This window comes from Pseudoalteromonas sp. Isolate6 (genome assembly GCF_022398435.1).
In the GTDB taxonomy this organism is placed as follows: domain Bacteria; phylum Pseudomonadota; class Gammaproteobacteria; order Enterobacterales; family Alteromonadaceae; genus Pseudoalteromonas; species Pseudoalteromonas galatheae.
In genome coordinates this window covers 1-12,946 of sequence record NZ_JAKEVK010000130.1, presented here as the reverse complement: position 1 = coordinate 12,946, position 12,946 = coordinate 1, and the positions used below count along the sequence as shown (strand labels likewise).

The following is a 12,946-nucleotide window of genomic DNA, read 5'->3' as shown; positions in this document are numbered from 1 at the left end:
GCTTTTCTTAACCGTATGATTTTTATATAACTTATTTTTAGTGGATAAAATGGTGGCTGAATTTTTGTGAATAAAAATTCAGCGGCAATTTTAATTGTGAAAATTGGTGTAGTAACCACGCAGGGGGAGCGATTCAGTAAAAAACTGCCTGCCGCGACTACAGCCATACTTAAATGAACAAAAGTTAAAAGTGATGAACAACTGATATTAGGTTTCGTATCTTTTATCGCGCTGTCTGGTCATTTCGTCTCGTACCATCTGGATCATCTGTTGTTTTACATCTGCATATTGTGCTTTTAGCTCATCAAGTTGACGGGTTAAGATCTCGATTTGTTTTTCAGTCTCTTTGTCGCGATATTGTTTGGCACCGGTATGCTCGTATCTGAGCGTGGCGTCGTGCTGTGAAGGAGTGTCGATATTACTCTCATCGGATATTTTCATTGTTCGTTGTAAAGGCGCTTTCATCAATTCGGAAATAAGCTGCTGTAAATGCTCTACCTGATCCTTTAATAGGGCTTCTGACTCTTCTAGCGCTTCATATTGTTGCTTAAAATTTGGGTTGTTGTCTTTGTATTTCTTTGCCTTTTTGTCCATAAACTCCGTCAATATGGCTTCATTTGTAGGTTTTTCTTCCGTTTCTTCTGTGGAATTACTCGTGGCAGTAGGTGTTTCTCTACTTGCGTCTTGTGCGCCGGCAAAGTGATGTGGCTTCATTTGAATTTCCATAACGTTATCCTTGTTATCTCTATTGCTAACTGTATCGGAGTATTTCCCGATTTCTTTAGCTGTTTGGTTAATCCCCGCTAAGCTAACAAAGTCAGGTATAAGGAGTTAGTGAAATGAAGATATGGCTGGTTATTAGTATTTTGTTTTTTAGCTGCAGTAGCTTAGCTAAATGTGAAGATCAAGGATTTAGGCAGTTTGATTTTTGGCTTGGAGATTGGTCGGTAACGAGCGTAGGAGGCATTGAGTATGGACGTAATCGCATTACCCGAGAGTATGATGGTTGTGTCATTAAAGAGAATTATACCACTGAGCTTGGGTATCGTGGTGAGAGTATAAATATTTATGATGTATCCACTCATCGTTGGCATCAAACTTGGGTGGATAATAGTGGGTTGTTGTTACAGTTAGATGGTGAGTTTCGTGAAGGGAAAATGGTATTACAAGGGGATAGAATAAATGCAGCAGGTATTAAGGTGACGGATAAGATAACATGGACTGCGAATCCAGATGGTACCGTACGTCAGGTTTGGCAGAGTAAGCAAGGCGCCGACAAGTGGCAAATGGTATTTGATGGATTATACAAAAAGGAGACTAAAAAATGAGAAAATTGATTATTGGCTTTATGTGGTTTGTTAGCAGTGTTTGCTATGCACAACCGGAAACGATCACACAGCAAGCGCTGATGATAAACCAAATGTCTGCAGACGCTTACACCATAGTGGACGTGCGAAGCCCTGAAGAATTTGCCGCAGGACATATCAAAGGGGCAATAAACATTCCTTTTAATGAGATTGAGACACATCAGGAAGAGCTAGCTAAACTGACAAATACACCACTCGTTGTGTATTGCCGATCTGGACGTAGGGCTGGCATCTTTATTGAGGCACTAGCGCCAAAAGGCTACACCTTAAAACACCTAGAAGGTGATATGAATAAGTGGTTGGCAGAGTCTCTACCTGTGGTGAAAAAGTAGGGGACCCCCTACTTTTTTGAGTCAATAGCAGAGAGTAAAAAAAACAAAAGGGAGACGGCAAAGTTTAACAGAGGTTGGTCGCTGCCACATTTTTATTGTGCTTAAAATAACTCCACATAACTAAAATAGGGACTTGAAACAAATATTAATATAAATGATAATTACTATCGTTTTCGTAATGAAGTTAATTTAGGGAAAAACGATGCGATCTTCATCTCCACGTACACTAAACCATTCTTTAACACTCTCTCTTTGCGCCACTTTTGTGCTGTTTTCATTATATGGCAATGCACATGCTGCTGAAGTTGCCGATGATGCGCTAGCAGCTGATGCTGCGGGTGACGGTAGGGCTCAGGAACTAGAACATATTTATGTGACAGGTACGAGTGTAAAAAATTACACTGAATCTGCAAACAAAGCGGCATTAAAAATGATTTTATCACAGCGTGAAACGCCTCAAGCGGTGACCGTTATCACAAATCAAATGATGCAAGATTGGCAAACGGTTAACATTGATGAGATCTTGGAACATGCAACTGGCTTTTATGCAAAGCGGGGAGCCAGTCTTGATAGGACACGTTTTTCTGTACGTGGCGGTGATGTCAATTTAATCCAAATCGACGGTGTGCAACAGTTTCCTGGTGGCCGAAGACCGAATGTAAACGGGGATGCGGTTGCTTATGAGCGCGTGGAGATTGTACGTGGTGCAAATGGTTTATTAACTGGCGTTGGTGACCCAACCGCCACCGTAAACTTAGTAAGAAAACGTGCAACAAGCGATGAGTTTAAGGGCAGCGTGGCGGTTTCGGCTGGTAGTTGGGATAATTACCGAGCAGAGGTGGATGTGGCGAGTGGGTTAAACCAAGAAGGCAGTATTCGTGGCCGCTTTGTTGCTGCACATTATGAAAGAGATTCTTACATTGAGCGTTATAGCCAAGAGAAGACGTCCATATATTCTACTATTGAGGCAGATCTGACCGATTACACCTTATTACGACTCGGTGTAGAATATGCTGATACCGCTTCGAAAGGGGCGATAAATAGCCACTCTCAACCTTACTTTTACGCTGATGGTAGTCGCTATCAGGGACGCCGTGGTGACACCGGGATGACGGCAAAATGGAGTAGCTGGCCAACCGAAGAATACACCTACTTTGTAGGACTTGATCACGCGTTTGAAAACGATTGGCAACTTCATGCCATCGCGACTTACAATACTATTGAGATGCAAGGTGGGCAGCTGTTTTTCGTCTATCCTGATGGGCCTATCAACCCAGATGGCAGCAGCGATAATGGATTCGGTTACAGTGCTGTAATAAGTAGCTCCGAAGATGAACAAAAGACAATAGACTTGTCACTCCAAGGCCCAGTAGAGCTATTTGGTCGTACGCACGATGTTATTTTCAGCTACAACCAATTCAAGCGAGAGCGTACGTCATTTGGTAATGAAGCAGACCAAACCACGATTTCATTGGAAGGGTTAAATTTTCATGATTGGACAGGTGACGTGCCGCGCTATCCATTTAAAGATTTAGGCCGTGATAGTTTGACGGTAACAGACTCTAATGGTGGATTTGTGGCCGTGCGCGTTAACCCGCATGATGATGTTAAGCTTATTGTTGGTGCTAGGATCACCAATTGGGAGTACGATATTGACCTTTATGATCCTAACAACGGTAATTTTCTTCGTAACCGCTATCATGAAAAGGTGGATACAGAAGTTACGCCTTATGCCGGGCTCGTGGTTGATATTAATGAACAATATAGTGTTTACGCAAGCTACACAGAAGCATTCCAGCCACAGGCCTATTTTGATATCAATGATAAAATGCTTGACCCAAGCACAGGCGAAAGCTACGAGCTAGGGGTAAAAGGTGAGCTACTTGATGACACCTTGAACTTTACGGCGGCGGTGTATCGCAATGTTGAAAATGGACTTGCAATTGCCGATCCAAATTACCCAGACAGCTATCTCACTCCGCAGGGCAATAGGCCATATATTCAGCGCGGTGAAGGCGATACGACAGAAGGCTTTGAAGTTGAATTTACGGGCTCTATCAATGAGCAGTGGAATATCAGCTTAGGGCTATCAAAACACAAAACTGAATCAAAAGATGGCAAAGAGCTGTTAACGGATCAGCCCAAAGAGCTGATCAACCTGTATACCACCTATGACTTTAGCGAGTTTGTTGACGGCTTTACTGCGGGGCTTGGAATTAATTGGCAAGGTAGCTTTTATGCAATACCACAAAGGCCATTGCCGGGCGGCGGTAGTGAGGCGTATAAGATCACACAATCTTCCGGTGCGTTACTTAATTTAATGGCAAGATATGAAGTGAGTGAACAGCTTAGTGTGTCGCTTAACTTCAACAATCTACTGGATGAAAGTTACTACAACAGTATTTCATCTTGGGACGGCTACGTAATGCACGGCGAACCGTTCAATTGGCAATTAGGGATGCGCTATAGCTTTTAGTGAGTCAACCTAAGCTTGAAATACGGAATGCACCGCCGAAGCGGTGTATTTTTTTGCCTCAAATTTTTTGCTTCAAAATAATAAGCGAATTGGCATTAGATTTTGCATTGTTCCGCAACTTCGTTATTATATAAAGTATATATGATATGTATATGGTTTATATAAGTGGGTATCGTAAAAATTTCAGATGAACTACACGATGAGATCCGTGAAGCGAGCACAGTGATGTCGCGTTCAATCAATTCACAGGCTGAGTTCTGGATTAAAATTGGGCGACTTGCTGAGCGTAATCCAACGCTTACGTTTACAGAGATCATTGCGGCAGAGATGTCACGAGTAAAGTTACAACAGCCAAAAGGAAATTGAGATGCAAGAGGTTACCTTCAAAACCGCTGATGAGATCCAATTGATGCGCGAAAGTGGGCGATTGCTTACGCAGGTGTTTGGCTACATTGATAGTTGGATTGAACCCGGAATTTCTACGCTAGAGATTAATGACAAAGTGCACAACTTTATTGTTGATGAGCTTAAAGCGCGTCCAGCCAGCCTTGGTCAGTATGGTTATCAGTTCGTCCTTAATAGCTCTGTAAACGAGGTTGTGTGCCATGGTGTGCCGAGTAGATCACAAATCTTGAAGTCTTCTGATATTGTAAACATCGACATTACGCTTGAGAAAAATGGCTTTATCAGCGACTCCAGCAAAATGTACGTAATGCCTGAAGCATTACTCCCGGCCAAAAAATTAGTGGCAACGACTTACCAAGCGATGTGGGCTGGAATAAAAATGGTCAAACCAGGAGCAAAGCTTGGGGACATCGGTGCGGCTGTACAGCAAGTGGCTGAGAAAGCCGGTTACACTGTGGTACGCGAGTATTGTGGTCATGGGATCGGTAGAGAAATGCATGAAGCGCCAAATGTATTGCACTATGGCAAAGCAAATACCGGGATGACGCTAAAGCCGGGGATGACCTTTACCATTGAGCCGATGATCAATCAGGGAAGCGCAAAAATTAAAACCAAAAAAGATGGCTGGACTGTGGTAACTCGAGATAAAAAGCTATCGGCGCAGTGGGAGCATACGGTGCTGGTCACAGACGACGGTGTTGAAGTGTTAACCCTAAGAGCGGAAGAAGCGTAAGCAGTGCTGTACTTACGCTTTTTTTAACATCAAGTGGGTATAGCGACCTAGAGACGCATAAGGCTCTTGACGATTGTATTTAAGCTCTAAAGCGAGCAAAGCATCAAAACCTTCATCCGCCTTATTTAACTCCCTTAAGTAGTCATGAAAACAGCGAACACCGGTTTTTTGAATAACGTTGAGCTTTGCCTCATCAAGCCAAGTTGCCATATCAGTTTGGCTAATTGGCTTATTGGGGCTGAGACCTACTTTTTGTTTTACCTTAAGATCTTTTTGCACATAGTCGAAGTTACCGTACACCATATTGGCCATCAGATGCGCCTCATGGTTGAAATACATTAGCGAAAGCAAGCCAGTTTTGCTTAGCTGCGCCTTTAGCAGCATAAGTGCACTTTGTTGCTCAACCAACCATTCAAGCACCGCATGGCACAATACTAAGTCGAATTGTCCTAAGTTCAGCGTATCGAGTGCTTGCAGAGGCGCGTGGATAAAATGAAGTTGGTCACTCAGTCCGGCTTCATCCGCGCGCGTTTTGGCAAGTTCGAGCATCTCTTCTGAAATATCAATCACGGTGACATGGTGGCCAAGCGAAGCTAGAAAGAGCGCCAATTGCCCTTGTCCGCCGCCAACATCTAATATGCGTTTGCCACTTGATTGCGTTAGCCAGTCAACTTGTGTGCTTAAGTCACGCTTGAGCACCGCTTCTCTGATTTTACCTTTATTGGTGCCATAGATATTGTTTTTAAACTTGTGCGTTAGTTCAGCAAAGTTTCTATCTGTCGGTGCCGGTTTTTGCTGCTGCTTTTTTCTAGCCATATGCGAGATCACTTAGTTAAGCAAAGTGGTATTAAACCGGGTTGTCGATATCAATAAATTCAACATCCAAACCATATAGTGCAGCCAAATATTCGCCAAGTGCCTTCGCGCCGTATCGCTCTGTGGCATGATGTCCCGCCGCAATAAAGTGGATCTGTTGCTCGTTAGATGAATGAATGGTTTGCTCTGATGCTTCACCCGTTAAGTAGGCATCAATGCCTTGGCTTGCTGCGAGATCGATAAAGCTTTGCCCACCACCTGTACACCAAGCAATAGTGCTAATTGGATGATCGCCTGCAACATTTAAGAGCGGCTTTCTACCGAGCTTCTCTTCAACTAAAGCGGCAAAATCAACAGCTGTCATTGGCGTCGTTAATTTTCCTTTTACCGCTACGCTATTTTTATTCCAAGGTTCAAGCGGTCTTTCAAATTCAAGCCCAAGTAACTTACCGAGCTGTGCATTATTCCCGAGTTCAGGATGAACATCTAGTGGGAGGTGGTAAGCGATTAAGTTGATGTCATTGGCAAGCAGGGCTTGTAGGCGGCGCTTTTTCATGCCAGTGACACATTGATCTTCCCCTTTCCAAAAATAGCCGTGATGAACCAAAATGGCATCTGCACCACGTTCAATAGCGGCATCAATTAAAGCTTGGCTGGCGGTAACACCCGTGACGATTTTTTGGATTTCGTCAGTTCCTTCTACTTGCAGACCATTTGGACAGTAATCGTTAATTTGAAATGGCTTTAGTAATTCCGTTAATTGATTCACTAATTTGGTTCGTTTCATAACACCCCCTAACTCTTAGATAGCGCTAGTTTAACTGGTTTTACGATAGATCAAAAAGGGAGAATATCGTGGGGGGTAGAAAAGAAAAATGAGCCGCTCGTCCATGAGTGAGCTCATTGGGCTAGTAACTGGTGCGATTAAGGGTTTGTCACCTCAACGTCTTGTCCTGTTTGTAGACGCTCTGCGCCGCGAACCGCGACTCTATCACCGGCATGTAAGATATCGCTGGTGCGGGGAGTAATTTCAACCCATTGGCCTTTGCCATTGCCGACGGTGACAGGAATTTGTTCGGCTTTATTTTGCTCGTCTATTTTGACGATATGGGTGCCTTGCTTACGTAATATCAAGGCGTCTCGGTCAACCAGCAATACGGCTTGTTTGCTAGTGAGCGGCACTGTGACATCAACTAATTGGCCAATTGCCCACGTATGGGTTTGATCTGCTGCCAGTGCTGCACGCACTTCAACGGTTTGTGAGCGCGGATCGGTTGAGGGGATCACTGCTGTGACTTTTGCTGACGTATTATCTGGCTGAGATAAGTCGCCAGAACGTATTGGCAGCGCTATGCCTTTTTGCAAAAACTTCAAGTACTTAACTGGCACATATAAGCGAACTTCAAGATGATGGATATCTAATATGGTGAGCAGTTCATCGGCACGGTTTATTTCCCGACCCGCGCGCTTAAAACGTTCACTGATAACGCCATCAAATGGTGCACGGACCGTTGCGCGGGACAACTTATCGTCAATAACCTTAAGTTCGACTTCTGCTAAGGCGATATCTGACAGCGCTAGGTCATGTTTATTTTGCATTTCATCGACTTGGCTCTCTGCCGCACTGCTGGTTTTTGCGAGCTTTTTTAATCGAGTCAATTCTTGTTGATATAAGCGTAAATTGATCTTGGCTCGATTTAATAATTCGGCTTGGCGGGCCTTATCGAGTTCCAGTGGGAGTGTGTCCATCCGCACTAAGATTTCGTCTTTCGCGACACTGGTACCGGGTTCTGCTACGTACAACAAACGGCCACTAACTCCTGCGGTCAGCGTCACATCGTCTTTCCCATAAAGTGTGCCACTGACTTCAATTTCGCTCGTGAGAGGGGCTTTTGTCACTTCAGCGACGGTGACTGGCACCACGGCGACGACTTGTGGCGCAACGATCCCAGCACACAGTGCTAGGGCCTGAAGTGTCTGTTTTATTGGGTTTTTCATTCTGTTCTCACTACTCACTGATTGGCAACTAGGCTGAGCGGGGCTTTGGCCGTTGATTTGTTTGTTTCGGATGGCGGAGTTTGCCGCCCAAGTTGCAATAAACTTGGCATCAACACTAAGGTAAATAATGCACTGATAGCCATGCCACCGACGATGACGGTAGCAAGGCCACGGTAGATTTCTGAGCCGACGCCGGGCATGAGCATTAGTGGCAGCATGCCAAACAGACTGGTCAAGGTGCTCAAGTAAACGGGTCTTGCTCTTAGTAACACTGCTTGTCTGACCGACGCTTCACGGCTCATACCCGATGCCATCGCTACACGAGTCTGATCCACCAGTAGAATGGCATTGTTAACGACCAGCCCAAGCAAGATAATAAAACCTATCATGGTCAGTAAATCCAAGGACTGAAAGGTAAAGAGGTTTAAGATATACAGAGCCAGCACGCCACCTGCGATAGCCAGTGGCATCACTAACAATACCAAGGCGCTGTCTTTGGCGGACTTAAATAGCGCGGTCATCAACAAAAACAAAATGAACAACGCAAGGACAAAATTCAGTGCCATTTCTTCCATTGCGGAATTCATCTTTTGCGCATTCCCCGCCAAAATAGCACCGGCACTGGCCGGCAGGCTTGCGCGCACTTTTGGCATTACCTGTTCACTCAAGATGGTTTGCACTTGCTGCAGGCTCATATCAGCTGGAGGTGTGACAACAATGCTGACCGTGCGACGGCCGTTGACACGTCGCAGTTGCGTTGGGCCAACCGTACGTTCTATATTTGCCAACTCGCCGAGAGTTTGAATTCCTGACTGAGGCGTTACGATAGGCAAGGCTTTTAGTTCCTCAGGGCTTTGCCAAGGGATACCACGAAGAATAACGTTCATACGCTCGTTACCATCAAAATACTCATTGACGAATAATCCACCGGTATAAGCTTGTACCGCTTGAGACACATCTCGACGGGTTAATCCCGCTTGGGTGATCCTGCGATCGTTAGGCGTTAATCTAAGCTCTGGCTCTGCCATATCCAATCGCGGCTGAGGTCTGGCAGTTGCCTCTGGAAGCGCGGTTTGTACTGCTTGCAAAGCCACTTGCGCACCTGAGATTAAGTCGTCCATATTGGGACCTGTAAGGTCAATATTGATATCGCGACCATCGCCACCGTTGGCGACTTGGATCATGGAGCCGCGAAAGAAAAACACTTGAGTATCGGGAAGGTCAACGAAGATTTCTTCTTTGGCCACTTTCATCAACTCTTCCACACGTTGAGGGTCGGCTGAGTAGATAAAACCCCCTGCATTAGAACCAAACGCATAGAAATTAAAGTCTTTAATACCAGGTTCTTTTTCGCCTTGATAATAGGGCATTAAGCGCTTTTTAACACGCAGCAGCAATTCTTCTTCCATAAACTGTACGTTGCCTCCAGGTGGTGTCACTAGGCTAAAGAAAAAGCCATCGGTGGGGGCTCTTGGCATAAAGTCAGTTTTTGGCAGCATGGTCATGGTTGTAACCACCGAGCCACCCAATAATACGGCAATCCAAGTAAGTTGCTTTACTCTATTATTGGTCAACTTCATGATGAAATTGGTGAGCTTTTGCCAGTATTTATGATAAGGATCTGGCTTTAGTTCAGAGTCTGGCCACAAATGGTTTGCCAGTGGAATAAGGGTAATAGCACACAACATTGACGCAATAACGGCAATCGAAAGTGTCAGTGCTAAATCGGAGAATAGTTGCCCCTCAATACCTGCCATAAAGAGAATAGGTAAAAAGATGGCGACGCTGGTGGTTGTCGAAGCAAATAATGCTCCGGTCACTTGTGCTGCTCCTTTTAAGGCGGCTTTTTTGTTATCGAATCCTTCTGCTCTTAAGCGTGAGATATTCTCTTGGACTATGATTGCGGCGTCTAGTACAAGGCCCACTGCAAATGCTAACCCCGCCAGCGAGATCACATTAAGACTACGGTCAAAGATATTAAGTGCTAAAAAGGCGACCATCAATGAAACTGGGATTGTAGCTGCAATCACCAAGGTTGCTTTTAAGCCTCTAAAAAATAGCCACAGAATTAAACAAGATAAGAGTACCCCAAGGCCTAAATTACTTTTTACTAAAGAAAGTGCATTACGAATGTGGACAGAGGCATCAAAACTGAGTTCAATCGACAAGCCATTCTCAGCCAGCGGCCCTTGGTTTAGTTCATCAATTGCAAGGTTGATCTCATCAAGCAAGGCAACGGTATTTGCTTCGTTGGCCCGCGAGATCCGAATATAATAGGCCGGTTTACCATTGCGGCCACTCATGCCCAAACGGTCTGAGAAGGTGCGCTCAACACTTGCAATATCACCTAAGTAGATAGGCCTGTCCCCAGAATAGCCGACACGCATTTGGGCCATACTGGAAAGGTCGTATTGGCCGGTGAATCGCACGGTATATTGGCGACGTCCAACGTTGGCGAGACCTCCAGAGGTATCGCGAGAGCTCGCAAGTACATTACTGATTTGATCTAAACTAATACCAAGCGCGGCGGCTTTGTGTGGGTCGAAAGTAATACGCAGCTCTTTTGGCCGCTCACTCGCAAGATCAACGCGTGCTACGCCAGGAATACGTGCAAGTCTTGGTTCAATAAACTCGTCGATTTGCTTTTGAAACTGCGCCATATCAAAATCAAGACTATTTGACTGATAGTCTTTGGGCGTGACCAGCAAAGTGGCTGCTGCTTCACCGTTATTACCGCCGGCGAAAACGACTGGGTCTAGCGCATCAAGTGGCAACGGTGGGGCCTGATTTAAGCTTGTTAGCACATCTAACATCGCTTGTTGCATATTTGCACCCACCGCAAATGTTAGTGTAATAGAGCCATTACCACGATTGATGTTAGTATTAACCTCAAGTGCACCGGGTGTGTTTTTTACCGCATTTTCTAGCGGTTCGATGATCACCGATTCTATTTCTTCTGGTGCTGCTTGGCGCCATCCCGAGAAAATCGTGATCTGTGGTTGCTCAATATCTGGTGTCAACTGTATGGGCAGTTTAAATATACTTAACAGCCCAAATAAAATAATCAACACCAAGATGACAATTACACTCGCTGGATTTTTTAGCGAACTGCGTGTCACGTTCATTTAGTATATTTCCAATCTTGCTTTTTCTGCATTGTAGTGTGATGTAAAAAAAGTGCCAGTAAGATGAATTTCACGTTTACCAAAGTTCGCGATAAATTAGCAAAAATCAGCGATAAAACGTACTTTTGTAATACCTTGTAACGCTTTTTTGTAGTTTGAAAAACTTTTTGATCTGAATTAAAGGCAAATGAACTTGTACTAGTAAGATCAATAGAAGTGGCTAAACTTAGCCGAGTATGATCAGTTCTTAGCAATAATTGATAAATGATGTTCAAAAGGAGGTTATATGTACGTTGCGTTAAAATGGGACCATATTATCGGAGCGCATTTTGTGCAATGGATAGTCGTAAAGTGCAGTGGTGTTACGGATAAGTTTGGATTACCTCAAGCCTTACCACCTAGGTGTGATATTGCCTATTTCACTGATCCACAATCGGCGGAGCAAGATGCTAAACAATTTGCGGATTACAAAAATACCGGGCAGGCGAAATATATTGAAAAAGAATATTCACCTAATTTGGGGGAACACTATGGCTTTAGCCATTATGCATGGGATCACACCTACCTTGGTGAGTTAGTTAAACATGCTGTGCTTTATTGGGAAGATGGCAAGCACTTTTCACCTGAACCACACCGAAGCGATATCGCCTATTTTATCGATCCGCAAACGAGTGAAATGGATAGTATCTTCTTTGCACAATATAAACTAGAGCGAGCAAAAATGCGCAGGCAACAGCAAGATGTTGGCTAACGCACTGAATTAGTTCACCAGTCAGCGAAGCAAGTTGCTCGTAATGATCATTGAGCGTTATCTACATCACTTTGCGCGTAAGTTGGATATTCACCTGGTTTAAAGCGATTGAGGTTATTGAGGAAACGATTATCTTTTACGGGCAGGGTGGCAGAGCCATAATCATACTGATTTAGCTTTTCTCGTAATTCGGAGTTGGAAATTCCATCCCCAGTCATTTTATTCCAACTAATGATTGTGGGAGTAACAAAGCGATGATAGTTATTTTCAGCGATTTCGTTTGATTTGGCGAAGCGTAGTGCATGGGTCAAAATACCATCTTTATGATAGACAATTTTTAAATGACCGTTCTCGAATGGTAGCTCATTGGCGGGTTTAGTGAATAAGTCACCATGTGCGCTATAGCTACCGTGTGTAACTATGCCATCTCGAGTCCATACCGCCGCATATTCCCAGTCATGTCGATGACCACCACCAAAATAATCAAACACTTGGTCTTTTTTAAAGTAAAGTGCATAGAAATGTCCACAATACTCGCCGCTAGCAGTGGTTTTACAAGCGTAGCGATGCACAGTATTAGAAGTATTTAAAAATTGATTATCTCGGCAATCACCTGTGATGCGCCCCGATGTCTTTAGCCCTGAATTTTGCACGCCAGTTCTACTGATCCCAGCACTCGGGAGGCAACCATCACCGTCAAAATCGAACACAGGTTCAGTACCATTGATAATGTAGGGTGCTGGTAGGGCTTCGTCTAATGCCGCAAAGTCATTGGCGTAAGCGTATTGTGTAGACGCTGCAACAATTGCGAGGGACAATAAGGGGAGTTGTGTTGTTGTCATACTGCTTTCCTTAATAAATGCAGTTGTGCCGTTTTGCACAACCGCTAACGATTAGAATCTAAGGTTAAAATAGAAGTATGACTTAAATGTATATCTAATGT

Annotated in this window: 12 protein-coding genes; 6 read left to right on the top strand and 6 right to left on the bottom strand. The window is 44.3% G+C overall.

What is annotated here, in order from left to right; translation table 11 throughout:
• Positions 1–207: 207 nt before the first annotated feature.
• Positions 208–726, bottom strand: coding sequence for a hypothetical protein (locus L1D50_RS15855; RefSeq protein ID WP_128726953.1), 519 nt, complete (start codon positions 724–726; stop codon positions 208–210).
• Between the two features lie 113 nt (positions 727–839).
• Between L1D50_RS15855 and L1D50_RS15850 the strand changes: the two genes are divergently transcribed.
• The 5 genes from L1D50_RS15850 (at position 840) to map (ending at position 5,313) form a co-directional block, all read left to right on the top strand.
• On the top strand, positions 840–1,328 hold the full coding sequence (locus L1D50_RS15850) for a hypothetical protein (protein ID WP_128726952.1): 489 nt from the start codon (positions 840–842) through the stop codon (positions 1,326–1,328).
• Entirely contained in the window at positions 1,325–1,699 is a 375-nt protein-coding gene (locus L1D50_RS15845; RefSeq protein WP_128726951.1) for a rhodanese-like domain-containing protein, read from the top strand. Before L1D50_RS15850 ends, L1D50_RS15845 begins: the two co-directional genes overlap by 4 nt.
• 202 nt (positions 1,700–1,901) lie before the next feature.
• On the top strand, positions 1,902–4,175 hold the full coding sequence (locus tag L1D50_RS15840; RefSeq protein WP_239966376.1) for a TonB-dependent siderophore receptor: 2,274 nt from the start codon (positions 1,902–1,904) through the stop codon (positions 4,173–4,175).
• Between the two features lie 165 nt (positions 4,176–4,340).
• Positions 4,341–4,541 carry a ParD-like family protein gene (locus L1D50_RS15835; RefSeq protein WP_128726949.1) on the top strand — a complete coding sequence of 67 codons (201 nt, stop codon included), beginning with the start codon at positions 4,341–4,343 and terminating at the stop codon, positions 4,539–4,541.
• A 1-nt stretch (position 4,542) separates the two neighbouring features.
• Positions 4,543–5,313 (top strand): type I methionyl aminopeptidase, encoded by a 771-nt coding sequence (gene map, locus L1D50_RS15830; RefSeq protein WP_239966375.1) that lies wholly within the window; start codon positions 4,543–4,545, stop codon positions 5,311–5,313.
• Positions 5,314–5,325: 12 nt separating this feature from the next.
• On the opposite strand, the gene L1D50_RS15825 is transcribed toward map, so the two are convergent.
• The 4 genes from L1D50_RS15825 to L1D50_RS15810 all read right to left on the bottom strand — a co-directional run bounded on the left by L1D50_RS15825 (position 5,326) and on the right by L1D50_RS15810 (position 11,252).
• Positions 5,326–6,129: a methyltransferase domain-containing protein gene (locus tag L1D50_RS15825; protein ID WP_239966374.1), complete on the bottom strand. Its 804-nt coding sequence runs from the start codon at positions 6,127–6,129 to the stop codon at positions 5,326–5,328.
• A 31-nt stretch (positions 6,130–6,160) separates the two neighbouring features.
• On the bottom strand, positions 6,161–6,916 hold the full coding sequence (locus L1D50_RS15820) for a Nif3-like dinuclear metal center hexameric protein (RefSeq protein WP_239966373.1): 756 nt from the start codon (positions 6,914–6,916) through the stop codon (positions 6,161–6,163).
• Positions 6,917–7,053: 137 nt separating this feature from the next.
• Entirely contained in the window at positions 7,054–8,127 is a 1,074-nt protein-coding gene (locus L1D50_RS15815; RefSeq protein WP_239966372.1) for an efflux RND transporter periplasmic adaptor subunit, read from the bottom strand.
• 14 nt (positions 8,128–8,141) lie between these two features.
• Positions 8,142–11,252 (bottom strand): efflux RND transporter permease subunit, encoded by a 3,111-nt coding sequence (locus L1D50_RS15810; protein ID WP_128726944.1) that lies wholly within the window; start codon positions 11,250–11,252, stop codon positions 8,142–8,144.
• A 286-nt stretch (positions 11,253–11,538) separates the two neighbouring features.
• On the opposite strand from L1D50_RS15810, the gene L1D50_RS15805 reads away from it, so the two are divergent.
• Positions 11,539–12,003: a hypothetical protein gene (locus L1D50_RS15805; protein WP_128726943.1), complete on the top strand. Its 465-nt coding sequence runs from the start codon at positions 11,539–11,541 to the stop codon at positions 12,001–12,003.
• 47 nt (positions 12,004–12,050) lie between these two features.
• Here L1D50_RS15805 and L1D50_RS15800 read toward each other — a convergent pair whose 3' ends face one another.
• The gene (locus L1D50_RS15800) at positions 12,051–12,845 is read right to left on the bottom strand and encodes an NPP1 family protein (RefSeq protein WP_128726942.1); all 795 of its coding nucleotides are present in this window, start codon (positions 12,843–12,845) and stop codon (positions 12,051–12,053) included.
• Positions 12,846–12,946: the final 101 nt, after the last annotated feature.

Excerpts from the sequence above, each read along its gene's own strand:
- map (WP_239966375.1), top strand. The coding sequence starts at position 4,543 with ATGCAAGAGGTTACCTTCAAAACCGCTGATGAGATCCAATTGATGCGC.
- L1D50_RS15815 (WP_239966372.1), bottom strand. The coding sequence starts at position 8,127 with ATGAAAAACCCAATAAAACAGACACTTCAGGCCCTAGCACTGTGTGCT.
- L1D50_RS15810 (WP_128726944.1), bottom strand. The coding sequence starts at position 11,252 with ATGAACGTGACACGCAGTTCGCTAAAAAATCCAGCGAGTGTAATTGTC.
- L1D50_RS15840 (WP_239966376.1), top strand. The coding sequence starts at position 1,902 with ATGCGATCTTCATCTCCACGTACACTAAACCATTCTTTAACACTCTCT.
- L1D50_RS15845 (WP_128726951.1), top strand. The coding sequence starts at position 1,325 with ATGAGAAAATTGATTATTGGCTTTATGTGGTTTGTTAGCAGTGTTTGC.
- L1D50_RS15850 (WP_128726952.1), top strand. The coding sequence starts at position 840 with ATGAAGATATGGCTGGTTATTAGTATTTTGTTTTTTAGCTGCAGTAGC.
- L1D50_RS15820 (WP_239966373.1), bottom strand. The coding sequence starts at position 6,916 with ATGAAACGAACCAAATTAGTGAATCAATTAACGGAATTACTAAAGCCA.
- L1D50_RS15825 (WP_239966374.1), bottom strand. The coding sequence starts at position 6,129 with ATGGCTAGAAAAAAGCAGCAGCAAAAACCGGCACCGACAGATAGAAAC.
- L1D50_RS15855 (WP_128726953.1), bottom strand. The coding sequence starts at position 726 with ATGGAAATTCAAATGAAGCCACATCACTTTGCCGGCGCACAAGACGCA.
- L1D50_RS15800 (WP_128726942.1), bottom strand. The coding sequence starts at position 12,845 with ATGACAACAACACAACTCCCCTTATTGTCCCTCGCAATTGTTGCAGCG.
- L1D50_RS15805 (WP_128726943.1), top strand. The coding sequence starts at position 11,539 with ATGTACGTTGCGTTAAAATGGGACCATATTATCGGAGCGCATTTTGTG.